Annotated in this window: 20 protein-coding genes; 9 read left to right on the top strand and 11 right to left on the bottom strand. The window is 64.9% G+C overall.

Features of this window, described 5'->3' with window-relative positions; all coding sequences use genetic code 11:
* Genes ABIC16_RS00600 through ABIC16_RS00590 form a run of 3 tightly spaced genes read right to left on the bottom strand, consistent with a single transcriptional unit; the run spans position 1 to position 3,427 of the window.
* Positions 1 to 1,026 carry a glycoside hydrolase family 43 protein gene (locus ABIC16_RS00600; RefSeq protein ID WP_354289669.1) on the bottom strand — a complete coding sequence of 342 codons (1,026 nt, stop codon included), beginning with the start codon at positions 1,024 to 1,026 and terminating at the stop codon, positions 1 to 3.
* Complete coding sequence (locus ABIC16_RS00595; protein ID WP_354289668.1) at positions 1,008 to 2,489, bottom strand: glycoside hydrolase; 1,482 nt, start codon at positions 2,487 to 2,489, stop codon at positions 1,008 to 1,010. Before ABIC16_RS00595 ends, ABIC16_RS00600 begins: the two co-directional genes overlap by 19 nt.
* Entirely contained in the window at positions 2,486 to 3,427 is a 942-nt protein-coding gene (locus ABIC16_RS00590; protein ID WP_354289667.1) for a Gfo/Idh/MocA family protein, read from the bottom strand. Before ABIC16_RS00590 ends, ABIC16_RS00595 begins: the two co-directional genes overlap by 4 nt.
* A 412-nt stretch (positions 3,428 to 3,839) precedes the next feature.
* Between ABIC16_RS00590 and ABIC16_RS00585 the strand changes: the two genes are divergently transcribed.
* The 3 genes from ABIC16_RS00585 to ABIC16_RS00575 are packed head-to-tail and all read left to right on the top strand — an operon-like array spanning position 3,840 to position 7,075.
* The gene (locus ABIC16_RS00585; RefSeq protein ID WP_354289666.1) at positions 3,840 to 5,015 is read left to right on the top strand and encodes a glycoside hydrolase family 43 protein; all 1,176 of its coding nucleotides are present in this window, start codon (positions 3,840 to 3,842) and stop codon (positions 5,013 to 5,015) included.
* A complete protein-coding gene (locus tag ABIC16_RS00580) occupies positions 5,012 to 6,031 on the top strand; it encodes an arabinan endo-1,5-alpha-L-arabinosidase (protein WP_431358413.1) in 1,020 nt (339 codons plus the stop codon). Before ABIC16_RS00585 ends, ABIC16_RS00580 begins: the two co-directional genes overlap by 4 nt.
* A 12-nt stretch (positions 6,032 to 6,043) precedes the next feature.
* Complete coding sequence (locus ABIC16_RS00575) at positions 6,044 to 7,075, top strand: glycoside hydrolase family 43 protein (protein WP_354289665.1); 1,032 nt, start codon at positions 6,044 to 6,046, stop codon at positions 7,073 to 7,075.
* On the opposite strand, the gene ABIC16_RS00570 is transcribed toward ABIC16_RS00575, so the two are convergent.
* Positions 7,064 to 7,591, bottom strand: a complete 528-nt coding sequence (locus ABIC16_RS00570) for a hypothetical protein (RefSeq protein WP_354289664.1) — start codon at positions 7,589 to 7,591, stop codon at positions 7,064 to 7,066. The two genes, ABIC16_RS00575 and ABIC16_RS00570, sit on opposite strands and share 12 nt — an antisense overlap.
* 227 nt (positions 7,592 to 7,818) lie before the next feature.
* Between ABIC16_RS00570 and ABIC16_RS00565 the strand changes: the two genes are divergently transcribed.
* Together ABIC16_RS00565 and ABIC16_RS00560 are read left to right on the top strand one after the other, a co-directional pair.
* A complete protein-coding gene (locus ABIC16_RS00565; RefSeq protein WP_354289663.1) occupies positions 7,819 to 10,833 on the top strand; it encodes a TonB-dependent receptor in 3,015 nt (1,004 codons plus the stop codon).
* 74 nt (positions 10,834 to 10,907) lie between these two features.
* Positions 10,908 to 12,026 (top strand): cellulase family glycosylhydrolase, encoded by a 1,119-nt coding sequence (locus ABIC16_RS00560; RefSeq protein WP_354289662.1) that lies wholly within the window; start codon positions 10,908 to 10,910, stop codon positions 12,024 to 12,026.
* A gap of 3 nt (positions 12,027 to 12,029) precedes the next feature.
* Here the strand turns inward: ABIC16_RS00560 and ABIC16_RS00555 are convergent, their stop codons facing one another.
* The 4 genes from ABIC16_RS00555 to ABIC16_RS00540 form a co-directional block, all read right to left on the bottom strand.
* Positions 12,030 to 12,821, bottom strand: coding sequence for a ThuA domain-containing protein (locus tag ABIC16_RS00555; protein ID WP_277970975.1), 792 nt, complete (start codon positions 12,819 to 12,821; stop codon positions 12,030 to 12,032).
* Between the two features lie 139 nt (positions 12,822 to 12,960).
* Positions 12,961 to 13,233, bottom strand: a complete 273-nt coding sequence (locus ABIC16_RS00550) for a hypothetical protein (protein WP_277970974.1) — start codon at positions 13,231 to 13,233, stop codon at positions 12,961 to 12,963.
* A gap of 139 nt (positions 13,234 to 13,372) precedes the next feature.
* Positions 13,373 to 14,182: an ATP-binding protein gene (locus tag ABIC16_RS00545; protein WP_277970973.1), complete on the bottom strand. Its 810-nt coding sequence runs from the start codon at positions 14,180 to 14,182 to the stop codon at positions 13,373 to 13,375.
* 70 nt (positions 14,183 to 14,252) lie between these two features.
* Positions 14,253 to 15,641: a TIGR03013 family XrtA/PEP-CTERM system glycosyltransferase gene (locus tag ABIC16_RS00540; RefSeq protein ID WP_277970972.1), complete on the bottom strand. Its 1,389-nt coding sequence runs from the start codon at positions 15,639 to 15,641 to the stop codon at positions 14,253 to 14,255.
* A 175-nt stretch (positions 15,642 to 15,816) separates the two neighbouring features.
* On the opposite strand from ABIC16_RS00540, the gene ABIC16_RS00535 reads away from it, so the two are divergent.
* Positions 15,817 to 16,878 (top strand): mannose-1-phosphate guanylyltransferase/mannose-6-phosphate isomerase, encoded by a 1,062-nt coding sequence (locus ABIC16_RS00535; RefSeq protein WP_354289661.1) that lies wholly within the window; start codon positions 15,817 to 15,819, stop codon positions 16,876 to 16,878.
* Between the two features lie 44 nt (positions 16,879 to 16,922).
* Here ABIC16_RS00535 and ABIC16_RS00530 read toward each other — a convergent pair whose 3' ends face one another.
* The 3 genes from ABIC16_RS00530 to groES all read right to left on the bottom strand — a co-directional run bounded on the left by ABIC16_RS00530 (position 16,923) and on the right by groES (position 21,978).
* Positions 16,923 to 19,703 (bottom strand): TonB-dependent receptor, encoded by a 2,781-nt coding sequence (locus tag ABIC16_RS00530; RefSeq protein ID WP_354289660.1) that lies wholly within the window; start codon positions 19,701 to 19,703, stop codon positions 16,923 to 16,925.
* Between the two features lie 290 nt (positions 19,704 to 19,993).
* On the bottom strand, positions 19,994 to 21,637 hold the full coding sequence (gene groL, locus ABIC16_RS00525; RefSeq protein ID WP_277970969.1) for a chaperonin GroEL: 1,644 nt from the start codon (positions 21,635 to 21,637) through the stop codon (positions 19,994 to 19,996).
* A 53-nt stretch (positions 21,638 to 21,690) separates the two neighbouring features.
* A complete protein-coding gene (gene groES / locus ABIC16_RS00520) occupies positions 21,691 to 21,978 on the bottom strand; it encodes a co-chaperone GroES (RefSeq protein ID WP_010162031.1) in 288 nt (95 codons plus the stop codon).
* A 252-nt stretch (positions 21,979 to 22,230) separates the two neighbouring features.
* On the opposite strand from groES, the gene sppA reads away from it, so the two are divergent.
* The 3 genes from sppA (at position 22,231) to ABIC16_RS00505 (ending at position 25,162) form a co-directional block, all read left to right on the top strand.
* Positions 22,231 to 24,111, top strand: a complete 1,881-nt coding sequence (gene sppA / locus ABIC16_RS00515; RefSeq protein WP_354289659.1) for a signal peptide peptidase SppA — start codon at positions 22,231 to 22,233, stop codon at positions 24,109 to 24,111.
* Entirely contained in the window at positions 24,108 to 24,707 is a 600-nt protein-coding gene (locus tag ABIC16_RS00510) for a GNAT family N-acetyltransferase (RefSeq protein WP_354289658.1), read from the top strand. Before sppA ends, ABIC16_RS00510 begins: the two co-directional genes overlap by 4 nt.
* Before the next feature lie 113 nt (positions 24,708 to 24,820).
* A complete protein-coding gene (locus tag ABIC16_RS00505; protein WP_354292226.1) occupies positions 24,821 to 25,162 on the top strand; it encodes an endonuclease domain-containing protein in 342 nt (113 codons plus the stop codon).
* Positions 25,163 to 25,180 lie beyond the last annotated feature (18 nt).

Genomic DNA, 25,180 nt, shown 5'->3' with positions numbered 1-25,180 from the left:
CTAATCGGTCGGGTGGCGTTCGCCGTCGAGCTCGGTTGCTTCCCGCACGACCGCGATATTGTCGCCAGTGTCGCGCATCTCATACAGCTTGCCGCGCGCGTTCTGGAACGGACGGTGCAGTACCATCATCAGCGTGCCGTCGAAACGCCTGAAGACCATGCCGTGCCCGCTATCGGCGCGCACCAGCGGTGGCAATTGTTCCCATGGTCCTTCGATCGAACCGCTGCGCGAGCGGGCAACGCTCTGGACATAACCGTTGGCGTCGTAGCTCGACCACAGCATCAGCAGTGTGCCGGTGCGCGTGCGGATCAGCTCGGGGCCGTCGGTCACGTAATTCGTCTCGGCCTTGCGCGGGACCCACGGCGCATCGGACGCCTTGAACAGCAGCCGCGGCGGTCCGGCGGCGCGCAGGCTATCGTCGAGCGGAATCGCCTCGATCGTGCCGTCACCGACCTGCACCCATTCGTGCGCGTAGACGAGCCAGGGCTTGCCCGCGGGATCGACATAGAGCGTCCCGTCGAGCGACATCCGGCTCTTGTCGACCAGCGGTTCGCCGTTCCGCACGAGCGTGAACGGGCCGGTCAGCGCATTGCTCACGGCGAGCAACGTGCTCCGTCGGATCGGGCGGCGCTGGTCGGTCGCGGGGATCGGGGCGGAATCGTTGTAGAAGGTCGCGAAGAGATACCAGCGCCCGCGCCAGCGATGCACCTCGGGTGCCCAGGCGCCGTCGTTGGCCCACAGGCCCTTGGGCAGCGTGAACACGACGCGCGGCTTGGTCCAGGCCTTCAGGTCACGGCTGGTGTACGCCATGATTCCGACGTCTGGGCTCCCGGTCATCCGGCGATCGTTCTTGGTGTAGAGATAATAGGTGCCGCTTTTCCGGTCGGCGACAATCCAGGGATCGTGGAGCGGCATGTTGGGCATGCGCAGCGTGGCTGCGGTGGGAGGCGGCGGAGCGGGCGGCGCGGCGACCGCGGGTGCGATCGCGAGCAGGACCGCAAGAGCGGTCAGCGTCCGGTGGCGCATGGCGACTTCCCGATGGTTCGTGTGAGCAGCAGCGTCGCAATCGCGCGAGCCGGGACGGTGGTCCCGGCAACGCAGCCGGCCGTGTGACTCCGGTCGGTCAGCACCATCTGCGCATGCCAGCCGCGCGGGAGGACCAGCGCGCGCGGGTTGATCCCGCCGTTGACATGGACGAGCACGAGCGTCCGTCCATCGGGGGACAGCGCGCCTGCGGTGTCGAGATCGTCGACCGGCACCAGACGGTAGCCGGGCCGGATGTATCGGCTGAACTGCGCCATCGCCCAATATTTGCGCGTCACGTGAATGTCGTGCGGCCCGGCGGCGGGCACGCGCAGATCGGCCTTCACAAGCCCCCAGTTCGAACCCGGCCCGGACAATGCGGTATTCTCGGTGGCCTGCCAGAAGACCCAGGCGGCGGGTTCGAGCCGCTTCAGGTCGAGGACGACATGCTCGGCAAAGGCGAGCGCGGAGGGCATGCCCTCGAAGTCCTGCGGGTCCTTGTCGAGCGGGGTATCGTTCTCGCTCATCCAGAGCTTGATCCCCGAAGCGCGCGCGACGTCGCGCACCCCGGTCTGGTTGACCGTGCCGTAGCTGTGGACGTTGAGCTGCCCGACCCGCGCGCGGGTTGCCTTGGGGTAGGCGGCCCAGTCCTGCAGGAACAGGTGCGAATTGGTCTCGTCGGGTGCTGCGATGACGGTCGCAAGACTGCGCGCCTTCAAGGCCGCGTCCGTCGCGTCGATCATCATCGCCTGGCGCGCGGGCGACCAATGGGCGCCTTCCTGCGTGTTCTTGGCGAACCAATAATCGGTGTTCGGCTCGTTGACGGGGGAGAGCGTGCGGAAGGTGATTCCGTGGCGATGCTGCAGCTCGTCCACGACGCGCGCCATGTAATCGGCGAAGGGGCGTTCGTATCCGGGGCGGAGATTGTCGTCCGTGCCCTTTTCCGCACCCGAGACACGCCCCGATACGGTCATGAACCAGGGGGGCGAATTCGAGAAAGCCTCGAAGATCGGTTCGCGCACGCGGACTCGGATCGCATCCAGCCACCACCGCTGGTTCGCGTCCTGCGACCAGTCCCACATCGCCGCGTCATCCGCGCGCCACCAGTCGCGACCGATGGCACCTGACGGTTGCCGCCAGAAGCCGGGAATCGCGGCGCCCGGTCGCAGATAGGCCGGTGTGTCCGCCGCATTGCCGCCGCCGATATTATAGCGCGCGATCGTCCAGCCGAGCCCGTCCGTACCGTAGAACAGGTCGGCAAGCCGCCCGCGATCGGCTTCGGGCCAGCCGCCGGTGACGTGCGCGAACCAGGCGAGCGCGGTGCCCCATCCTTCGAACACCGTGGACGGACGCTCGACCGCCGGACGGATCGTGACCGATACCGTCCGCTCCTGCGCTACGGCCGAAGTGGCGAGGCATAAGGTAGCAACGCAGGCGGCGAAACGGCTGGAGCGTGGCCGCCTCATTCCACGAAGGGTTCGACGATCGTCGTCCGCCCGCGCAGGAAGATGTCGGCGACCAGCCGGAGCGGGCTGACATCGACATCGGAGACGCCCGCATGGACGATCTCGGCGAAGCGGCGGTAGAGGCCGGGGTACTCGCCGTGCAGATCGACCGCAGCGGTCGGGGCCGCGCCGCCGTCGATCGAAAGCTCACCCCCGCCCTTGGCGAGCGTCAGCGTGCCCGCGTCGGTCTCGACGACAATGTCCCAGCTTTGCGGGCCCTCCTGGCGGAAATCGAGGTCCATCGCGATCGCCGTGCCCGCGGTGTCGCGGAACCCGACGCGCGCCGCGATCGGGGCGGCACGATTGGCGGGAACATCGAGGTCGGCCTGTTCGACAAACATCGGGTTGGGGAGGATGCGCGTCGCGATCGACAGCGCGTTGATGCCCGGATCGAACACACCGAACCCGCCCGGTTCCCAGATCCAGTCCTGTCCGGGATGCCAGACGCGGACGTCCTCGCGCCACGTGATCGTCGCACTGCGAATCGTGCGGTCGGCGAGCCAGGCGCGTGCTGGCTCGACCCCATCGGCGAAGCGCGAATGCCAGCTCGCGAACAGGCTGATGCCGCGTGCATCGGCCGCTTTGCGCAGCGCTTCCACTTCAGACAGCGTCGCGCCGGGGGGCTTTTCGAGGAAGACGTGCCAGCCCTGGTCGATCGCGAATTGCGCGATGCGGCGGCGGACTTGCGGCGGGGTGCACAAGGCGACCGCGTCGATTTCCATGCCGCTGGCGGCCAACGCTTCGATGTCGTGGAAATGCGGTTTACCGTCGATGCTTTCGCCGCTGCGGCTGACGGTGGCGACGAGATCGAAGTCCGGTACTGTGGCGATCGCGGGGAGGTGCTGGTCCTTGGCGATCTTGCCCATGCCGACGACGGCGATGCGGATCCGCGCGCTCATAACGAGCCCTCCGCGATCATGCGGCGCTGAATCCCTCTGGGTGCTTTCATGCGAAATCCTTGACGCTGAAATGAAACTGCGCGGAACCGTGCGCCGCGTCGGCATCACACCCCGCGAGGGTGTATCCGGCTGACTGCACCGCGGCTCCTCTCCTCATATTTGTTTGACATTAAGCCCGACTAATTGTCCGTCAAGCCGGTTTCCCGCTTCCTCCAGCACGGCACTTGCCGCGCCGTATCGGTAACGAGACGGTCGCGTTGCATCGATACCGGCCCGTCTTTGCTAGCGGATCGTGGCGACAGGCCTTTCGATCGCTTTGGTGACCGCGATCGCTTCCCCCTGTTGCGCAATTCGAACGGCCTGATATTGTCTGACAAGACGCGGAAGAATACTGCGGTTTTGGAGGGTGGGCGTGGCATTGGGCCGAGTGGCGATCTTGACGAGCATCCTCGGTGCCGCATTCGCGAGCGCGGTTTCCGCCAGAACGCCTCCGCCGCCGGTTCAAGCCGGAAAGATCGACCCGGTCTGTTCGGGCCAGCAGAGCCCGGCGGTTGTGCGCGGCGAACGGCAATTGGCGATCGTCTCCCGGCTGGCCGCGGCGCACGTCACGCCCGCGAGCAAGCAGTCGGCCTATCTGATGGCCTATTTCAAGGACGATACGCATTCGCTTTACTTCGCGACGTCGCGGGACGGGCATGCGTTCACCGACGTAAACGCGGGGCGGCCGATCCTGTCGGGACGGTCGATCGCGGACCAGAAGGGGATTCGCGATCCGCACATCATGCGTGGCCCCGACGGTGCGTTCTACATGGCGATGACCGATCTGCACGTTTTCGGGCAGCGCGACTGCGTGCGGACGACGCAGTGGGAACGCCCGGAGCAGGACTATGGCTGGGGCAACAATCGCAACATGTTGCTGATGAAGAGCGTCGACCTGCTCCATTGGACGCTGGCCAAGGTCGACGTGTCGCGGCTGTTCCCGACGTACAGCCAGGCGGGCAACGCCTGGGCGCCCGAGACGATCTACAACCCCAAGACCCGCCGGATGATGGTCTATTTCACCACGCGAATCCGCAACGGGCCCAACTTCATGGTTTCGTCGGAGGCGAACGCCGCTTTCACCACGCTGACCACCGTGCCGCGCAAGATCCTCGACTATCCCCGGCCACAGGTGAACACGATCGACGCGGACATCACGTTGATCGGCGGCAAGTACCGGATGTTCTACGTCGCGCATGAAAAGCCCGGCAGCATTCGCCAGGCGGTGTCGAACCAGATCGATCGCGGCTACGTCTACGATGCGCGCAAGATCGACCCGGAGACGGTGGCGGCCGAAGCGCCTAATCTATGGCGCAGGCATGGCACGAACATATGGGTGCTGATGTACGACGTGTTCGGCGTGACGCCCAACAACATGGGGTTTGCCGAGACGACCGATTTCGTCACCTTCCGCAACATCGGCCGGTTCAACGATCCCGGTTCGCCGATGAAGGCGACCAACTTCGTCCAGCCCAAGCATGGCGCCGTAATGGCGGTCACGCCCGAGGAAGCGGCGCGGCTCGAACGCTATTTCGGGGGCGCACGGTGACTCGGCTCGGTCGAGCGGCGGCCTCGACGCTGGGTCTCATCCTCGCGGCCGTTCTGTGCACGGGCGCGGCCCCGCCGTCGCTCAACCAACGGCTGTCGGGCGACATCGTGCCGGCGCACGACCCCGTGCTGATCCGTGAGGGCGACGCCTATTACGCCTATTCGACCGGCCAGCGCGATCGGCTGCCGATCCTTGCGCGGACGTCGCGCGATCTCGTCACCTGGCGGGCGTTGCCGGGTCCGATTCCAGCGATCCCGGCCTGGGCGTTGGCGGCGGTGCCGGGGGCGAAGGATATCTGGGCGCCCGATATCTCCTACGCGAACGGGCGGTACCGGCTGTATTATTCGGTTTCGACCTTCGGCAAGCAGAGGTCGGTGATCGGGCTGCTGACCAGCCCGACGCTCGATCCGGCCAAGCCCGGCTATGGCTGGCGCGACGAGGGGCTGGTGATCGCGTCGAAGCCCGGCGACGATTACAATGCGATCGATCCCAATTTCGTACGCGACCGGGAGGGCGGGGCGTGGCTCGCGCTGGGGAGCTATTGGACCGGTCTCAAGCTCGCGCGGCTCGATCCCGCGACGGGCAAGCTTGCCGACCCGGCCGCGCCGCTGACCCCGATCGCGCGCCGCGCGCTCGGCCCGAATACGGCGATCGAGGCGGCGTTCATCATCGATCATGGCGGCTGGTACTGGTTGATCGCCTCGTTCGATCGATGCTGCCAGGGCGCCAAGAGCGACTACCACCTCGTCATCGGACGATCACGCGCGATCACCGGGCCTTATGTCGACCGTGCCGGAACCCCGATGCGCGATGGCGGCGGGACGGTGCTGTTGCAGGCCGATGCCGCCGGAAAGGACCGCTTCCGCGGCCCCGGCCATGCCGGGTTCCTGCACGACCGCGATGGACGCGATTACCTGATCTACCACGCCTATGACCGCGACCGGCGCGGTGTCCCGACGTTGCGTCTCGCGCGCATGCGCTGGGCGCGGGACGGGTGGCCGGTGCTCGACAACTGAAGGACGATGCCCATGACCATTTTGACACGCCGCAGTTTCGTCGCCGGTGCCGCCACCGTCGGGCTCGCACAGCCGCTGCTGGCGCGGCAGTCGCGCGGCGAGACCATCATCAACCCGCTGGTCCGCCAGCGCGCCGATGCGCAGATCGCGCTGCAGGCCGACGGGTTCTACACCTTCACCGCGTCGGTTCCCGAATATGACCGCGTGATCCTGCGGCGGGCGAAAACGATCGCCGGGCTGGCCACCGCGCCGGAGACGGTGCTGTGGCGTCGGCCCGCATCCGGCAAGATGGCGGGGCATATCTGGGCGCCGGAGATCCACCAGATCGACGGGCGCTGGTATGTCTATGTCGCGGCGGGGAACGGCGGCGACGTGTTTCACATCCGGACCTACGTCCTGCAATGCGACGGCAAGGATCCGGTAACGGGCAAATGGTCGGTGCTGGGGCAGCTCGAGACGCCGTGGGATACGTTCACGCTCGATTCGACGACCTTCGTCCACCGCGGGACGCGCTATCTCTGCTGGGCGCAGCAGGAGCCGGGGATCGAGACCAACTCCAACCTGTATCTTGCACCGCTCGCGACGCCGACGACGCTGGGGGCCAAACCGACCCGGCTGACTGTCCCGATGCTCCCGTGGGAGATCCAGGGGTTCAAGGTCGCCGAGGGCCCCGCACCGCTGATCCGCAACGGCCGCGTGTTCCTGACCTATTCGGCGAGCGCGACCGACTCGCGCTACTGCCTGGGCATGCTGACCGCGCGCGACGACGTCGATCTGATGGACCCGGCGGCGTGGACGAAATCGCCCGAACCGGTGTTCAAGACTGCGCCCGAGCGCCGCATCTACGGCCCCGGCCACAACAGCTTTACCGTGGACGGTCGGGGCCGCGACGTGCTGGTCTATCATGCGCGCGATTACGACAAGATCACCGGCGATCCGCTGTACGACCCCAACCGGCATACGCGCGTCCAGACCTTCCGCTACCGTGCGGACGGCACCCCCGATTTCGGACTGCCGGCCGCCAATGGGGCGCTATCGATCTGATCGCGTTGCTGGTCCGGCGGCAGGCCGGACCGACTGTGCGTCCAGCACGGCAGGGTCGCTGGCCAAGGCGTGGAGGTAGGCGTGACGCTCGGGCGTCCCGACGCGCAAGCGGCCCAGTTTGCGGCTTTGGTCGCGGGTGAGCGTGAACTGGCGATAGCCAAGGCGAGTGAGGCACCGTTCGGTCGCGGTGAGCATTGCGCCTTGAACCTCGGCCAGCCGTTTGGCGGGGCTTAGCCGCCGGGCCATCAGGGATTGTTCTTGCGCGAGTTCGGTGTCGGAAAGCTGCATCGTAAGGTTGCGCTCCGCGAACCGTTCGGCGGCGACGAACGCCTTGGTCGCAGGTTCCCCGGCAATGTCGGCATTCGCTCCAAGCCGACCGCATTCGACCGCGTCGGTGCGATACTGCGCCAGCGAAACGCCGGAGCGTCCCCAACTGGTGGGTGGCGCGGACGCCAAAGCCGACGTGGCTCCTCCGAGCAGCATCAGGACCGCAAGGCTAGTCGGTGTGGAAGGCATGGACGTGATCCCTTCGATAACGGTTGAGGGCCGAGCGCAACTGCAACGCTGACCAAGGCTGATCCAATTTGCCTCACAATTGCCGCCGCGCAAAATCCTGATGTTTCCTACAGAAAGCATTGATCCCAAACCGGAATGGCTTGACCGATTTTAGTAAGTCGGACAAATGCAAAGCTTGGGCGCGTCCTACGGTAACAGCCGGGCCGCTCGTGTAAGGAGAGGGTACCATGATGAAGCGCTTCGCATTGTTCGTCTCGGCAGCGCCGTTTGCCTTGATCGCCGGGTCGGCGTGGGGGCAAACCGCAACGGTCGCACCGCTGCAGCAGGCATCAGCGCCAGAAGCGCAGCCTGCCGACCCAGTTGCCGCCGCGCAGGACCGCACAACGCAGGCAGCAGAGGGCAAGAGCCCCGGAACCGAAGCCACCGAAAACCTTTCAAACGGAGACGTCGCCACGCAGTCAGCGGAGACCGTGCCGTCCGCAGGTCCCGCCGCCGCCCCGCTCCCGGCAGGGGACATCGTCGTGACCGGCTATCGCGCCAGCCTTGGCAGCGCGCAGGCGATCAAGCGGAATTCCGATGCGATCCTTGATGCCGTCGTGGCGCAGGATATCGGGAAACTACCGGACAACACCGCCGCCGAATCGATCGCGCGGATTACCGGTGTCCAGGTGAACCGGTACAGCGACGAGGTCAGCCAAGTGATCGTGCGCGGTCTTCCTGACGTTGCCACCACCTTCAACGGGAGAGATATTTTCACCGCGGAAGGGCGACGATCGCAGCTGCAGGATTTTCCGGCGGGTGCGCTCGCTGGTCTCGAAGTGTACAAGTCGGGCACGGCGGATCTGCTCGAGCCCGGTCTCGCCGGCCTGATCAATGTCCGCTCGCGTCGTCCGTTCGATTTCACCGAAAAGTTCGTCATCGCGGGCGGTATTCGCGGCACCTACAACGACCAGAGCAAGAAATACGACCCGTTGGGCAATATCCTAGTCAGCGCGCGCAGAGATACGGGGATCGGTGAAATTGGCGTCCTCATCAACGCATCCTACACGCAGTCGCAATACCGAAACGCTGTGCGCTTCGCGAGCGGCAACGTTCCGACCACCCTTCCCGACAACGTGACGGTGAGCCCGGCTTCGGTCGGGCGCGCCTTCCGCATTCCGGAACGTGTCGGGGTCTTCAACGATAGCGGCAAGCGCTGGCGCCCGGCGGTCAATGGTAGCCTGCAGTGGAAGCCTGCTGCAAACCTCGAATTTTATTCCGATCTCCTGTACCAGGGGTATCGGGGTCGCGGCGCTAATGACGAGTACGAGTCCTCGCTACTTAACAACAGTGCTGCGCTGTCCAACGTCGTCTTGCGCGAGGGCAAGCCGGACCAGGTCCAATCGCTGACCAAGACGGGCGGCGAGCGCGGGCAGGCGTACCGGAGCACAAACGTTAACAATACCGATACGTATCAAGCGGCTGGCGGCTTCAAATGGAACACCGGGCGCGCGCGGATCTCCAGCGATCTCGCGTACACGACCAGCCATTACGACTCGAACGAATACAGCTTCGACATGGCACAAACCACGGCGCCGACGATGGACGTGAACTTCTTCGTCAACGGTGGATCTGCCTTCAGTCTTCCCGGTTACGTCGCAGACAACCCGGCCAACTACAAATGGCGGGGCTATTACGAGAGTGTCTACCGGGTGAAGGGTTCCGGCTGGCAGTGGCGTGGTGACATCGATCTGGACACTGGGGTGTCGCTGCTCCCGAAGTTGCAGTTCGGGGTGCGCTTCACGGATCGCGATGCGTCGCTTCAACGCGGCAACCGATACGCTTACACGGAGAACCTGAACATCCCGTTGGCCGGCACGCCCGCTGGCGCGCTCGAGCTGACGGCGGATGCGTTTCGCGGAAACACCCAGGGCTGGACAAGTTGGTTGATGCCGAGCCGTTCCGGGATCGAAGGCAATGCGCCGGCACTACGGCAGTTTTCGCTGCAACAGCTCCAGACCCTCGTCGCGGCCAATCCTAACGACGGCGGGTATCGGGACTCGCTTCGCCTGTTCTCCACGCCGAATGTCCAGCTCGATCCATTGCAGGCATTCCTTGCAAAGGAGCAGACGTACGCGTTCTATGGTCAGACTAAATATGAGTTCAACCTCGGTTCTGTCGCGGTCGACGGCTTGATCGGCGCTCGCGTCGTCAACACGGTTGGCCGGTACAGCGGCCAGGGAACGGTGCCGGTCGTGGTCAACGGGGTGGTTCAGCTCGACGCCAGTGGTAACCCCGTCACCGCGGCTCAAGCGATCACGACCAAAGCCAATTATGTCGATATCCTGCCGAATGTGAGCTTGCGGTTCCGACCGAACGACAAGTTGCAGATCCGTTTCGCCTTTACCGAAACCCGCACCAAGCCGGAATTCGGCGCACTCAATCCCGCCGTGACGCTGACCCCGAACGTTGCGCCGAGGGTGAACCCCGATGGGACACCCGTCACGATCCTGAACGATCCGCGCTTCCCCGCCAATTTGCAGGGACGCCCGAATTATTACGGCAGTGGCGGCAACCCGAACCTCGTTCCGCTGACGTCGAAGAACTATGACGCCACGATCGAATATTACTTCTCCAAGAACGCGTCGCTGACCGCCTCGTTCTTCTACCGCGACCTGTTCGGCTTCCTGTCGAGCTACACACAGCGATTCCAGGATCCATTGTACGGCCTGATCGAGGTCAACGCCCAGGCGAATGCCGGTGCGGGCAAGATCAAGGGCATCGAGGTTGGCGGCCAGACGTTCCTCGATTTCCTGCCCGGCATCTTCGGCGGGTTCGGCGTCCAGGGGAACGTCACTTACCTCGATGGAAAGCAGCGCTTCCCAGTGGATCTAAGCCCCGCCAACACGACGCCGCCGCTCGTTGGAATCCCGGGGCTTTCCAAGTGGAGCTACAATGCTGCGCTGTTCTACGAGAAGGACGATATCTCGACTCGCCTGTCATATAACGGGCGGTCGCGGTTCCTGAACGGAAACCAGATCGTCGATGGCGCCTATTTCGGGGAGGGAACGGAGAACGTCACCCGTATCGATTTCTCGTTCAACTATACGGTGGTGAAGGCGCTGACGCTCACGTTCGACGCTTCCAATCTTCTGGCGCGTCCGTTTCGGAATTATGCGCAATATGGCGCGAACCGCTCCTACCCGCGCGATGTGCGCGACGAAGGGCGCTATTATGGCCTGGGCGCGCGGTTCCGCTTCTGAGTATGCTTGATGCGGCGGAGGGTCGACGATCCTTTGCCGCGATTGGCCGGTCGATCCGGATAGGGAGTCCAACGATGCGCTTCGTCATGACGTTTTTGGCTGCCGCCGGTACGCTGGCGATGCCGGCGACCGCGGAAGCGCGCGATCTCTGGACGAAACAGGCCGCGAACACGTGGTATGCGGGCCAGCCCTGGCCGGTCGGGGCGAATTACGTGCCGGCGACCGCGATCAACCAGCTCGAGATGTGGCAGGCCGAAACGTTCGATCCTGCGGTCATCGACAAGGAGCTCGGGTGGGCCGAAGGGCTTGGCATGAACACAATGCGTGTGTTCGTCCACAATCTCTTGTGGGAGGGGGACCCGGAAGGTCTGAAGCGCCGGATGGATGCGTTTCTGAAGATCGCGGCGCGGCATCACATCCGCCCGATCTTTGTCCTGTTCGACAGCTGCTGGGATCCGAACCCGGTCGCCGGACCGCAGCATCCGCCGATCCCGGGCGTCCATAATTCCGGCTGGGTGCAAGGGCCAGGCGCGGCGCGGCTCGCCGATCGGCGGGGGCATCCGAAACTCATCGCCTATGTGAAGGACGTGGTCGGCCGGTTCGCGAAGGACGACCGCGTGCTGGCGTGGGACGTGTGGAACGAGCCCAATAACGAAGGCGGCGGCAATTATGCGGCCACCCCCGACAAGAAGGCGCTGGTCGCCGAACTGATCGCGCAGGTTTTCGTCGCGGCGCGTTCGGCCGATCCGGTGCAGCCGCTGACCAGCGGACTCTGGACCGGCGAGCATTGGGACGAGGCTGGGACGCTCGACCCGGTCGAGCGCATCCAGGTCGCGAATTCGGATGTAATGAGCTTCCACGACTATAGCTGGCCGGAAAAGTTCGCGGCGCGGGCACGGCAGATGGTAAGCTATGGTCGACCCGTGTTCTGCACCGAATATATGGCGCGCGGCGCGGGCTCGACGTTCGACGGTTCGCTGCCGATCGGCAAGCAGGCCAAGATCGCGATGGTCAATTGGGGCTTCGTCGACGGGAAGACTCAGACCCGACTGCCGTGGGACAGCTGGAAGAAGCCTTACACCTTCGACGAGCCGACCGTGTGGTTCCACGAAGTGTTGCGTAGCGACGGGACGCCGTATCGCGCCGCCGAGGCTACGCAGCTTCGCGCGCTGACGGGGCGCGGGCAAAAATAAGCGTTACCGGGCCGCCCATCGGATCGCGTTGCTGAGCAGCCGGCGATAGTTGGGGTCGTCGTAATTCTCGGGCGAATGGCCGAGCGCGGAATAGACGACGCGGCCTTTGGTCGTGGGATTGATCCAGACGACCGGGTGCGCGCCCATCATCAGCTTGGCGCCGGGCCGGTACGACGCTTCGTCGATCCGCGCGAGCACGGTCATGCCGGCGGCTGCGGGATTGGCATTGAACGAATACCATTCGTCGACCGGCGCCCAAGGCAGCTTTACGCCCGCCATGATCGGATGGCGGGGTTGGTCCACGACGATCCGCGCGGGCTGGAACTGGTCTGGGCCGCCTGGATGGCCGATGAATTTGGTGCCGATGATCGTCTTTGTGTACCACGGTCCGGTATGGCTGTTGTCGCCTGCGGCGTGCAACGCGACGATCCCGCCACCACGCGCGACGAAGCGCTCTAAGGCGGCGCTCTGGTCGGGCGTCATGAAGTCGCCGCTCGCGCTGTTGAGCACGACGACCGAAAAATGGCTGAGCTGGTCATCGTTGAAGACCGCTGCGTTCTCGGTGGCGTAGCTCTTGCGACCGAGGTCGCGCGCGATGTCGGCGAGCACGATGTTGGAATGCGGGATATGTTCGAGGTGTCGCCAGCCGTTCGTCTTGGAGACGATCAGGACCGCGCGGTTCAGATCCTTGGGCAGCACCGGCGCCACCGTATCGTATGTCGCGGTCGGCAAATGCGGGTTGGGCGCGGCTTGGCCCATCGTCAGCAGCGCAACCATCGCCAGGATCTTGGACATCGTGCGCCCTCCCTCTCTCTAACCGTCCGCCGCAACCATGCGTGCCGACTCGCACGGGCTTGCCGCATATTTTGGGCAAACACCAGAACATGCTATCCGGCCCCCGTATCGCTTGCGACGCGGGGGCCGGATACTCCGGCTATTCCAGGTCGTTCTCGCTGATCACGATCGTTGCCTGATCACTGTTGCGGGCAAGCGCGACGAGGCCTGCTTCGGCGACGGTATCCTCGAAGCGATTGAACTGCTCGATCGCGTCGCCATCCGGTGCGTCGCCGCTCAGCGCCTCCAGAACGGCATATTGGACCGCAAACTGATATTCGTCGCCATCGACATCGCCGATGAACTCAACCAGTTTCTCGTCCTCATTGTCCAGGACGGACGATTGAGAGATTTCCATCTTGTCGGCAGCCATGCATTCACTCCAGTCTGTGTGAATACGTTCGACCGCGACGGTGTGCGTTCGACCGCGACGGATCAAGCCGTCGGTCGAAAAACTTTGTGACCTTGGGCTTCGCGATCGATGATCTGCGCGTGCATGGCCGCTGGACCTTTTACAGCGTTCGTCCGTGGCGTCCGGCGAGATCGACGATGTAATGCCACGCTACTCGCCCCGACCGCGCGCCGCGCCGCGTCGCCCAGCCGACCGCTTCGGCGGGGTCGAACGGCAGGTCGTGCGCGGTCGCATAGGCGTGTACGATCGCCAGATAGCCGTCCTGATCGACGACGTGGAACCCCAGGCTGAGCCCGAAGCGATCCGCCAGCGCGAGCCCGTCGTCGGCGGCATCGCGCGGATTGACCGCGTTGGGCTGGTCGATCAGGTCGCGCGGCACGAGATGACGGCGATTCGAGGTGACGACCAGTCGTGCATTGGCCGGCCGCGCTTCTGCGCCACCATCCAGCATCGAGCGCAGCGCGCGCCCGTCCGCTGCGGCATCGAACCCGAGATCGTCGAGGAACAGCAGGAATGCGCGCGGGACGTCCGCGATCAGGCGGAACAGCGCGGGCAGGGTATCGAGCTGCGGCGTGACGATTTCGATCAGCGCGAGGTTCCCGCCCGCGGCTTGCACCTCACGCGTTACGCTCTTGACCAGCGCGGACTTGCCCGACCCACGCGCACCCCATAGCAGCACGTCATGCGCCGCGGCGCCGTGTGCCAGACGCTCCGCCGTCGCGAGCAGCGCAGCCTTTTGCGCATCGATGCCGTGGAGCCGGTCGAGCGGCAGCGGCCGAAACGCGCGCACCGGTTCGAGCGCGACGCCGCGCCAGACATAGGCCGGGGAAGCCGAGGCGTCCGCGGAGTCCGGCTGCGGTGGGGAAAGCCGTTCGAGCGCGGCGGCGATACGGGCAAGCGGTTTGGTCATCGCCGGCGTGCTACACGCCGCGGCGGGGGATCGCCAGCCTGAGGACGTGCATGGCTCTGCTGGATCGCCGTCAGCGCGCGCCCTCGGGCCACAACACCACCCGGATCGTCTGAAGCAGGATCAACAGGTCGAGGAAGGGCGAATAGTTCTTGGCGTAATACAGATCGTATTCGAGCTTCTGCCGCGCATCCTCGATCGACGCGCCATACGGGTAATTGATCTGCGCCCAGCCGGTGATCCCGGGCTTCACCATGTGGCGTTCGGCGTAATAAGGTAGCTGCTGTTCGAGATCATCGACGAATTGCGGCCGTTCGGGGCGGGGGCCGACGAAGCTCATTTCGCCTTTCAGCACCGACCAGGTCTGCGGCAGCTCGTCGATCCGCACCTTGCGGATGAGGCGACCGATTCGCGTGATGCGCGGATCATTCTTTTCCGCCCAGACGGCGGTTCCCGCGATCTCGGCGTCCTGCCGCATCGAACGCAGTTTGATGCAGTCGAAGGCGACGTGATACAGCCCGACCCGGCGTTGCCGGTAGAAGGCGGGGCCCTTGCTCTCCAACTTGATCGCAAGCGCGACGATCAGGATCAGCGGCAGCGTGAGCGTCAGCAGGACGAAGCTCGCGACGATGTCGAACAGGCGCTTGAACATCGACGAGAGCATGCGTCCCGAGGAGAATCCGTCGGAGAAGATCAGCCAGCTCGGGTTGACGCTCTGCAGATCGACGCGGCCGGTCTCGCGTTCGAGGAAGGTCGAGATTTCGTTGACATGCACCCCGGTCGTCTTGATTCGCAGCAGGTCCTTCAGCGGCAGCGCGTTGCGCCGTTCCTCCAGCGCGAGCACCACTTCGCTTGCGCTGAGCAGGACGACATGGTCGGCGAGGTTGTAGATCGCGTCGCGCGCGATCGCCTCGGGAATGACGCGCGCGGCTTCGCTCATCGAGACATAGCCGACGACGACGAAGCCCGACCCCGGCAATTGTGACAAGGCCTTGAGCCGTGCCGCGCGCGCGCCGGCGCCCAACACCACGATCCGGCGCTTGAACACCTGTCCGCCCAGCGTCTTGCCGAGGAGAATCCGCAGCGCGATCAGCATCACGGCGGCCAAGACCATCGAGTACAGCAGGTTGGATCGCCAGAAGGTAATGGTCGGCAGCGCGAAATAGATGACGCTCAGGAAGATCGTTCCGAGCGAAACGGCAACGAGCAGGCGCGCGGTGGCGTGGCGGAGCGACTGAAGGGCGCCGGCGCCGTACACTCCGACCGACATCATCGCGAGTACCACGCTTCCCACGAACGTGACGAGTTGCGGGATTCGCTGCGCAATCGGCACGATCGGCAACGCGAGTTGCCCCATCCGGAGGGTATACCCGACTTCGCCTGCGAATAGCAGCAGGCACACGTCGAGCAGCCCGAGCAGCAGCACGGCATTGGGGATATAATGCCTGAAAAGCCTTATCATCGTCCGCGTACCCCGCCCCGCCCCATCGGCATGCCGACAGCACTATCGCCGGCGATGGAAGCTCATCTCGCAGAAAATGACAAAGAAAGGTTGAAGGCGGGATCGCGTGGGAACATCGCAGGTTATCAACCGCGCGCGCGCGCGCTACAGCAGACGCGAATTAGGAGCCCTTTGTATGTCACAGTCCACGCCGATCGTCCCCGTTATCCTGTCGGGTGGATCGGGAACGCGACTCTGGCCGATGTCGACTCCGGCAATGCCCAAGCAGATGCTCGCGCTGACGGCGGACGATACGATGCTGCAGCTGACCGCGAAGCGCGCGCAGGGGGAGGCCTTTGCGGCGCCGATCGTCGTTGCCAATGCGCGCCACGTTGAGATGGTGGAGGCACAGTTGCAGGCGGTCTCCGCAGCGCCGCAAGCCTTGATCCTGGAACCGACTGGTCGCAACACCGCGCCAGCGATTGCGCTTGCCGCGCTCGAGGTGGCGGGGGAAACGCCGTTGCTGGTGATGCCGTCGGATCACGTGATTCTCGACGTACCTGCGTTTCACGCGGCGATCCAGGCGGCATTGCCGCTGGTCGAGCAGGGGTGGCTGGTGACGTTCGGGATCGATCCGCATGCGCCCGAGACGGGTTACGGCTGGATCCGCATCGGTGAGGAGATCGCGGGCGGGGTCCACCGCGTTGCCAACTTCGTCGAAAAGCCGCCGCGTGATGCGGCCGAAGCGATGCTCGCGGCGGGTGACCACGCCTGGAACGGGGGGATCTTCCTGTTCCGCGCGGACGCATATCTCGCCGCCTTGGCGACGCATGCCCCTGAGATGCTGACGGCGTGCGAGCAGGCCATCGGGAATGCACGCAGGGAAGGAACGCGGGTATTCCCGGATGCGACGTCCTTTGCGGCGGCACCGTCCGATTCGATCGATTATGCGGTTATGGAAAAGGCCGAGCGCGTCGCGGTCGTTGCCGTGAGCATGGGATGGAGCGATCTCGGCAGCTGGGACGCGCTGCACGAGATCAGCGCGCGCGACGCCGAAGGCAATGCGCACGGCGCGCAGGGAGACGGTGAGGTCATTGCGATCGACACGAAGAATTGTCTGGTCCGCAGCGACGGCGCGCGGATCGCTTTGGTCGGGGTCGAGGATCTGATCGTGGTCGCCAGCGGCAACGACATCCTGATCCTGCCGCGCGGGCGGAGCCAGGAGGTCAAGGCACTGATCGAGGCGATGAAGCGCTGATCGGCTGACACGCCCCCGCCGCCCGTGCGGCGGGGGCGTGTACTTCAGAACGCCAGCTGGACGCCGACGCGGAAGCTCTGGCGATAGCGTTCGTTTTCGATCACTTGCGTCTTGACCGCCTGATAGCGGCGCCACGGGGAATCGAGCAGATTGCTCGCCTCGACGAACAGCGTGTACGCCTTGACCGGCGAGAAGCCGATCCGCGCATCCAGCGAGTTGTTCTCCGCCGTATACTGGTCGGTCGCGGGCGAATCCCCCAGCGTGTCGAGGTACGCCGAGCGATAGGTGTAAGCGAGCCGCGCGGTCAGGCCGTATTTCTCGTAGAAGATCTGCGCGGTGCCGATGTATTTCGACTGGAGGAAGTTGGGCACCTTGTCCGCACGATTAGGGACGCCGCGCGCCGACCCGTCGGTATAGGTGACGTTGCCCGACACGCCGAGGCCATCCAGCGGCGAGGGCAGGAAGTGCAGCTGGGTCTGCAGGTTCGCCTCGACCCCGTAGAGCTCGGCGCTCTGCGCGTTGATCGGTTGGGTCACCAGCGCGTTGCTGAAGGTGACGCCGCCGAACGTCCCCGCGCGGTTGAGCCCCGCGGTGAAGATCGGATCGTCGAGATGCTTGTAGAAGGCCGCGACCGACAGGATGCCCTGGCCGGGCAGGTAATATTCCGCCGAGAGATCCCCCGCGACCGCCTTGTACGGCTTGAGCTCGGGGTTGCCGAGCGCGACCACGCCCTTGTTGATCGTCGTGTCCGATACGCTCGTATAGGGCGCTAGGTCGGCATAATTGGGCCGGCCGATCGCAGTGGTCGCCGCCGCGCGCAGCACCAGCTTGTCGGTCGCGTCGAAGCGGACGTTCAGATCCGGGAAGGCGTTGGTGTAGCGCCGCGTGTTGACGACGTTGAAGCCCTGGCTCGCCGTCGAGGCGGTGGTAAAGGACTTGCCCTTGTACGTGCCGTCGGTGTGCTCGACCCGGACGCCCGGGATGATGGTGAGCGCGTCGAGCTTGAACGTGCCCATGACGTAACCGGCGAAGACCTTTTCGCTGAGGTCGTAATCGTTGACCAGCGAGTTGGCGAGGCTGCCCGCCGCGTCGAGCGTCCGCGCGCCGGGGTTGGTGACGGTATAATAGGTCTGCGCACGATCGTAATCGATCCGCGGACCGACCGCATAGCGACCGTCGTAGATCGTGCTGCCGTCGTTGCGCGACGCGCCGGTCGTCGAAAGATTGCCCGCGGTCAGATTATACTGCTGGAAATCGCGGTTGTTGGTCTTGTCGGTCTGCTGGAACTTGCCGCCGAGCTTGATCGTGCTGTCGCTGCCGAGCCCGATCGGGACGGTCAGGTCGGCGCGGCCCTGGTACAGATCCTCCGCGGCGCGACGACGGTCGTAATTGACGCGGTAGCCGCTGAAGAGAGCTGGGTTGGTCGACGTCGCATTGGCGGTGTTGACGGTGAACAGGGGATCGCTGCGATCAAGCGACAGGCCGGTTAGCGCGGTGCTGCCGGTGCGGAACGAATATTCCGAGCGGAGCGGATCCTTCTTGAGCGCCTTGCTGTAGGTGCCGCTGACTTCGAGCTGGGATCCGCCGAACCCGAACTTGCCGCCCAACTGGCCGGTGAAGGTCGAATCGTCCTCGTTGCGCAACCGTAGGAAGCGCGTCCCGCGCGAACTGAACGTGCCCCCCGCCGTGACCGTCGCGGTCTGCGGGATCTCGATGCGGAACTGGTCGCGCGTCTCGTGATCCTTGAACGCCGAATAGAGCGTGCGGAGATAGACGCTGGTGGTCGCGTTCGGGCGCCAGTCGAAATTGCCGACTGCGCCGTAGCGGGTGCGCGTGAGGTTGTAATCGCGGACGCGGAAATCGTCGGGCACCGCGACGCCGTTGACCGTCTTCCAGTTGGACGATCCCTGGAAATTCTCGGACTCGATCGGGCGGCGCGAATAGTTGGCCGAGAGCACGACCCCGAAGGTCTTGTCCGCACCGAAGCGCGAGCCAGCGGTGATGTCGCCCTCATAAGGGCTGCGGCTGTTGAGATTGTTGTAGCCGTTGACGAGCCGCGCGTTGGCGAACGCCTTGGTGCGGTCGAATGCGGTCAGCGTGTCGATGTCGACCTGTCCGGCGATCGCATTGGCGTCGCGATCGGGGGTGAGCGACTTGATGACGGTGACAGAGCCGATCAGCGACGACGGGATATCGTCGAGCTTGACCTGGCGTCCCTCGGGCTCGGGGGCAGGCGCAGTCTGGCCGTTGATCGTCACGTTGGCGAGGTTCGGGTTGGCGCCGCGGATGATGACGTAGCGGCCTTCGCCCTGATCGTTGGCGACCGAGATGCCGGGCAGGCGGCGGACCGCTTCGGCGACATTCTGGTCGGGCAGCTTGCCGACGTCGTTGGCGTTGAGCGTATCCTGGATGACGTTGGACGTGCGCTTCGCTTGCAGCGCGCGGCGGTCGGCGGCGCGCTGGCCGGTGACGACAATGTCGGTGCCGACGGGATCGGCATGGGGCGCGTCGAGCCGGAAGGCGACGACCGAGGGCGTGTCACTCGACACCGCGCTGCGCGTGACGGTGGGGTAGCCGACGTAGCGGAAGGTCAGTTCGACCGGTCCAGCGGGGAGATCGCGGAGCACGAACATCCCGTCATTGTCGGCGGTCGCGCTACGCCCATTCGCCGTGACCGTAGCACCCGGCAGCGCATCGCCGGTGGCAGGGTCGAGGACACGCCCCGCAACGTCAGCGGCGAAGGCGGGCATTGCGGTGGAGGCGAGCATGGCAGCGCACAGCGCCGCCCGAGGCGCGCAGATGCGCGCCCGGAAGTGTCCGAACATGATGAATTTTCCCCTGGACGAAGTCCGGGGGTTCCCGGTCCTTCGTGATCCCGGCGCGCTACGCGAGGTTCATGACGCGCGCGTGACGAAGCCGACGCAGGGGGTCGTTTTGCAACGGGTGTGGGATTGTGGTGCCACGCGTGGTGACGCTCCACGGTTTTCCACAAGAAAAGGGCCGGGGATTGCGCCCCGGCCCTTCCTGTTCGTCCAGCCACTAGGGGCAGGGTGCATGGTCCTGTCCGGACCCGAGGGTCTCGCGCCGACCAAAGCCGGCGCAAGGCCCCGCGGGATCAGAAGTCCATGCCGCCCATGCCGCCCATGCCGCCGCCGCCCATGGGCATGGCGGGCTTGTCTTCCGGCAGCTCGGACACGGCGGCTTCCGTCGTGATGAGCAGGCCAGCGACCGATGCTGCATTCTGCAGCGCGGTACGGACGACCTTGGTCGGATCGATCACGCCGGCAGCGACGAGGTTCTCGTACGTGTCGGTCGCAGCATTGAAGCCCATCGTGGTGTCGTTGCCGTCGAGCAGCTTGCCCGAGACGACGGCGCCGTCATGGCCCGCGTTGCTGGCGATCTGGCGAACCAGCGCGGTCAGCGACTTGCGGACAATGTCGATCCCGCGGGTCTGGTCTTCGTTCGCGCCGGTCAGGTTCTCGATCGCCTTGGTTGCGTACAGCAGAGCCGTACCGCCGCCGGGGACGATGCCTTCTTCGACAGCTGCGCGGGTTGCGTGCAGCGCATCGTCGACGCGATCCTTGCGCTCCTTGACTTCGACTTCCGAAGACCCGCCGACCTTGATCACGGCAACGCCGCCAGCAAGCTTCGCGAGACGCTCCTGGAGCTTCTCCTTGTCATAGTCCGAGGTCGTGTTCTCGATCTGCTGACGGATCGCATCGGTGCGGCCCTTGATCGACTCATGGTCACCAGCGCCATCGACGATGACGGTGTTGTCCTTGTCGATCGTGACGCGCTTGGCGGTGCCGAGCATGCCGAGCGTGACCGACTCGAGCTTGATGCCGAGGTCTTCCGAGATCATCTCGCCCTTGGTCAGGATCGCGATGTCCTCGAGCATCGCCTTGCGACGATCGCCGAAGCCCGGTGCCTTGACCGCTGCAACCTTGAGGCCGCCGCGCAGCTTGTTAACGACGAGCGTGGCCAGAGCCTCACCCTCGATGTCCTCGGCGATGATTAGGAGCGGACGACCCGACTGAACGACGGCTTCCAGGATCGGGAGCATCGCCTGCAGGTTCGACAGCTTCTTCTCGTGGATCAGGATGTAGGGATCCTGAAGCTCGACCGACATCTTCTCGGGGTTAGTGATGAAGTAGGGCGAGAGGTACCCACGGTCGAACTGCATGCCTTCGACGACGTCGAGCTCGAACTCGAGACCCTTGGCTTCCTCGACGGTGATCACGCCTTCCTTGCCGACCTTCTCCATCGCTTCCGCGATCTTCTCGCCGACTTCCTTGTCGCCGTTGGCGGAGATGATGCCGACCTGGGCGACTTCATGCGAACCCGAAACCGGCTTCGAACGCGCCTGGAGATCCTTGACGACTTCGACGACCGCGAGGTCGATACCGCGCTTGAGGTCCATCGGGTTCATGCCGGCCGCGACCGACTTCATGCCCTCACGGACGATCGCCTGCGCGAGAACCGTTGCGGTGGTCGTGCCGTCGCCAGCGATGTCGTTGGTCTTCGACGCGACTTCGCGCAGCATCTGCGCGCCCATGTTCTCGAACTTGTCCTTGAGCTCGATTTCCTTGGCGACGGTGACGCCGTCCTTGGTGATGCGCGGGGCACCAAAGCTCTTGTCGATCACCACGTTGCGGCCCTTTGGCCCCAGCGTGACCTTGACCGCGTCGGCGAGAATATCAACGCCGCGGAGAATGCGCTCGCGGGCGTCACGCCCGAATTTTACGTCCTTGGATGCCATGGTGGGCTACCCTTTCAGAAGTTGAAGATAGTGAAGGTCGTTTACGGAAAAGCTCAGGCAACGATGCCGAGAATGTCCGATTCCTTCATGATCAGAAGGTCTTCGCCGTCGATCTTGATTTCGGTGCCGGACCATTTGCCGAACAGCACCTTGTCGCCGGCCTTGACTTCGAGCGGGTGGATTTCCCCTGCCTCGTTACGCGCGCCAGTGCCGGCGGCGACGACTTCGCCTTCCTGCGGCTTTTCCTTGGCGGTTTCCGGGATGATGATCCCGCCTGCGGTCTTCTCTTCTGCCTCTACGCGGCGGACGAGGACGCGGTCGTGCAACGGACGAAAGTTCATGCGCGGAGTCCCTTATCTTGTGAACAGCTGTTGGCACTCGCCATCGGTGAGTGCCAGCACACCGCATATGCGTACGCCACCCGGCATCGTCAATACGGGCGATCCGCGATTTACTGGCCAGCCGGTCCTATTCGCGGGCAGGGCGAGCCCGACCGCGAAAAGCTGTGTTGCGTCGCTAACACGCATTTACTCCGCCCGGGGGCTGCTCTAGCTGTACCGGGTATTTTTCCGCATTTGCAGGGAGCGGCGCAGGTGAAACTCGTTCGAGGCGCTTGGAAGTTACTGGTCGGGATCAAGGACGCGCTGGTGCTGGTCGCCATGCTGCTGTTCTTCGGCCTGTTGTTCGGCCTGCTCGCGGCAAAACCCAATGCGGGCGCGATCAAGGATGGCGCGCTGGTCCTCAAGCTCGACGGCCCGATCGTCGAGCAGCCGACACCGGGAGACCCGTTCGCGGCGCTCACCGGTGGCGGGTCCGCCCCTGAATATCGCCTGCGCGACGTGGTGCGATCGCTCGACAAGGCGGCCAAGGACGATCGCGTCAAGACGGTCGTGCTCGATCTCGACTCGTTCGCGGGCGGCTATCCCGCCGCGCTGACCGAAGTCGGCGATGCGCTCCGCCGCGTGCGCGATACCGGCAAGCCGGTGCTCGCTTATGCGACCGCCTATACCGATGGCGGCTACCGCCTTGCCGCGAACGCGAGCGAGATCTGGATGAGCCCGATGGGGGGCACGTTGTTCATGGGGCCGGGCGGCAGCCAGCTTTATTACAAGGGCCTGATCGACAAGCTCGGGGTCAACGCGCACGTCTACCGCGTCGGCAAGTACAAGTCGTTCGTCGAGCCCTACACGCGCACCGAAGCCTCGCCCGAGGCGAAGGAAGAGGTGGTCAAACTGTACCAGGTTCTGTTCCAGCAGTGGCAGGAAGTGGTCGCAAAGGCGCGGCCCAAGGCCAAGTTCCAGCCGTTTTTGACCACGCCTGGCGCGGTCATCACCGCCGCGCAGGGGAATATCGCCGAGGCTAACCTCCAGGCGGGGATCGTCGACAAGCTCGGCACCCGGCTCGATTTCGGCAAGCGCGTCGCACAGCTCGCGGGTGCGCCGACCGGCAAGGCACCGGGGACGTTCAACACGATCAAGCTCGCCAATTACGTCGCGGCGAACCCGCTGCCAACCGCCGGCGCCAAGATCGGCGTGCTGACGATCGCGGGCGACATCATCGACGGCAAGTCCAAGGCGGGCTCGGTGGGCGGCGACACGGTCGCCAAGCTGGTGCTCGAGGGCCTCGCCAAGAAGGACCTCAAGGCGCTCGTCGTGCGCGTCGATTCGCCCGGCGGCTCGGCGCTCGCGTCCGAGGACATGCGCCGTGCGATCATCGAGGCGAAGGCGCAGAAGCTGCCGATCGTCGTGTCGATGGGCAATATGGCGGCGTCGGGTGGCTATTGGGTCGCAACCGCAGGCGATGTGATCTTCGCCGAGCCGACCACGATCACCGGCTCGATCGGCATCTTCGGGATCATCCCGACCTTTGAGAATACGCTCAAGAAGATCGGCCTGACGTCGGACGGCGTGCGCACCACGCCGCTGTCGGGGCAGCCCGATATCTACGGCGGTACGACGCCCGAGACCGACACGATCTTCCAGGCGGGGATCGAGAATGGGTATCGCCAGTTCATCACGCGCGTCGCCAACGCGCGCAAGATGAGCCTCGAGCGCGTCAACGAGATCGGGCAGGGGCGCGTCTGGGATGGCGGGACCGCGCGCCAGCTCGGCCTGGTCGACCGCTTCGGCGGGCTGCAGGATGCGATCGACGAAGCCGCCAAGCGTGCCGGGTTGAAGCCAGGTGACGTGCACGCCGAATATCTCGAGAAGAAGCCGGGCGCGTTCGCGATGATGATCCAACAGGTCCTCTCGTCGGGTCGCGACGATGACGATGCTTCGGCGGGCGATGCGTTCACGCGGATGGCGGCGGATCGCCGTGCGGTGTTCGCGCGCGCGTTGGGCGACGTGAAGCGGATTGGGACTGGCGCAGCGATTCAGGCGCGTTGCCTCGAATGCGACGGGATTGGCGGGACCGCACCGCGGCCCGGTGACGCCAAGCTGCTCGATCTGGTGCTGGCGCGGTTCGCGCTGTGATCGCGCCACGGGAGGTTCCGTCCGAAGGTCCTACCCGCGTCGCGGTCCGGCCCGCGACGCTCGACGATGCGGCGGCGATTGCGGAAATTTATCGCCCGTATGTCGAGCGGGGGACGGTCTCGTTCGAAACCGAGGCGCCCGACACCGCCACCATGTGCGCGCGGATGGCGAAGTCGAACGGGCTCTACCCGTGGCTCGTCGTGACCGAGGGCGAGGGCGGGCCGGTGCGGGGGTACACCTATGCGTCGGCGTTCCGCGATCGGCCGGCGTATCGCTACACGATCGAGACGACGGTCTATCTGGAAATGGGCACGCAGGGGCGCGGCAACGGGCGGCAATTGTATGATGCGCTGATCGACACGGTGCGCGCGCAGGGGTTCACCCATGCGATTGGGGTGATCGCGCTGCCCAATGATCATTCGATCCGGTTGCATGAGTCGGTCGGGTTCAGGCGCGCGGGGTTCTTTCGCGAGGCGGGGTATAAGGACGGGCGCTGGATCGACGTGGGCTATTGGCAGTGCGAGCTCAACCCGGCGACGATCCCGCCGCTGGAGCCTAAGCCGTTCAGCGAGACGGGGATGGTGTGGAGTTGGTGAGGGCGTAGGCGGCGAACTTGACTAAGCCCCTCCCCTTTAGGGGAGGGGTTGGGGTGGGGAAGTGATGGCCACGGAAGCGGAGTTGCTGGCTCGCGCGCACGAGATGCGGCGGAATCCTACTGAGCCTGAAGTTAGGCTTTTGGCGGGCGCTCTCTAATTCCCAGCTCAATGGCCTCAAGTTTCGTCGCCAGCATGTCGTATTCGAAGCTCAGGCAACTCTGGACTTCTTCTGCCCGGGGATCGGGCTTGGGGTGGAGGTCGACGGCGACACGCATGATGGGCCTTCCGATGGCAAACGCGACGTCCGGTTAAGGGCGCTCGGCTTTACGATTGTCCGCTTTGGCAACCTTGACGTGATGACGAACCTCGCAGGCGTTGCTGAGATGATCGCTGCGACCGCTTCCACGCTTCCCGACCGCTGGCAGCGCACTTCCCCACCCCAACCCCTCCCCTGAAGGGGAGGGGCTATCCGC

Source organism: Sphingomonas sp. PvP055, from assembly GCF_040546365.1.
Lineage (GTDB): Bacteria > Pseudomonadota > Alphaproteobacteria > Sphingomonadales > Sphingomonadaceae > Sphingomonas > Sphingomonas echinoides_A.
Note: the sequence above shows the minus strand (reverse complement) of the source record. Positions and strands in the feature narration are given on the sequence as shown.

What these genes read in the sequence shown, in the direction of transcription:
- ABIC16_RS00600 (WP_354289669.1), bottom strand. Translation starts at nt 1,026, where the DNA reads ATGCGCCACCGGACGCTGACCGCTCTTGCGGTCCTGCTCGCGATCGCA.
- ABIC16_RS00595 (WP_354289668.1), bottom strand. Translation starts at nt 2,489, where the DNA reads ATGAGGCGGCCACGCTCCAGCCGTTTCGCCGCCTGCGTTGCTACCTTA.
- ABIC16_RS00590 (WP_354289667.1), bottom strand. Translation starts at nt 3,427, where the DNA reads ATGAGCGCGCGGATCCGCATCGCCGTCGTCGGCATGGGCAAGATCGCC.
- ABIC16_RS00575 (WP_354289665.1), top strand. Translation starts at nt 6,044, where the DNA reads ATGACCATTTTGACACGCCGCAGTTTCGTCGCCGGTGCCGCCACCGTC.
- ABIC16_RS00570 (WP_354289664.1), bottom strand. Translation starts at nt 7,591, where the DNA reads ATGCCTTCCACACCGACTAGCCTTGCGGTCCTGATGCTGCTCGGAGGA.
- ABIC16_RS00565 (WP_354289663.1), top strand. Translation starts at nt 7,819, where the DNA reads ATGATGAAGCGCTTCGCATTGTTCGTCTCGGCAGCGCCGTTTGCCTTG.
- ABIC16_RS00560 (WP_354289662.1), top strand. Translation starts at nt 10,908, where the DNA reads ATGCGCTTCGTCATGACGTTTTTGGCTGCCGCCGGTACGCTGGCGATG.
- ABIC16_RS00555 (WP_277970975.1), bottom strand. Translation starts at nt 12,821, where the DNA reads ATGTCCAAGATCCTGGCGATGGTTGCGCTGCTGACGATGGGCCAAGCC.
- ABIC16_RS00550 (WP_277970974.1), bottom strand. Translation starts at nt 13,233, where the DNA reads ATGGCTGCCGACAAGATGGAAATCTCTCAATCGTCCGTCCTGGACAAT.
- ABIC16_RS00545 (WP_277970973.1), bottom strand. Translation starts at nt 14,182, where the DNA reads ATGACCAAACCGCTTGCCCGTATCGCCGCCGCGCTCGAACGGCTTTCC.
- ABIC16_RS00540 (WP_277970972.1), bottom strand. Translation starts at nt 15,641, where the DNA reads ATGATAAGGCTTTTCAGGCATTATATCCCCAATGCCGTGCTGCTGCTC.
- ABIC16_RS00535 (WP_354289661.1), top strand. Translation starts at nt 15,817, where the DNA reads ATGTCACAGTCCACGCCGATCGTCCCCGTTATCCTGTCGGGTGGATCG.
- ABIC16_RS00530 (WP_354289660.1), bottom strand. Translation starts at nt 19,703, where the DNA reads ATGTTCGGACACTTCCGGGCGCGCATCTGCGCGCCTCGGGCGGCGCTG.
- groL (WP_277970969.1), bottom strand. Translation starts at nt 21,637, where the DNA reads ATGGCATCCAAGGACGTAAAATTCGGGCGTGACGCCCGCGAGCGCATT.
- groES (WP_010162031.1), bottom strand. Translation starts at nt 21,978, where the DNA reads ATGAACTTTCGTCCGTTGCACGACCGCGTCCTCGTCCGCCGCGTAGAG.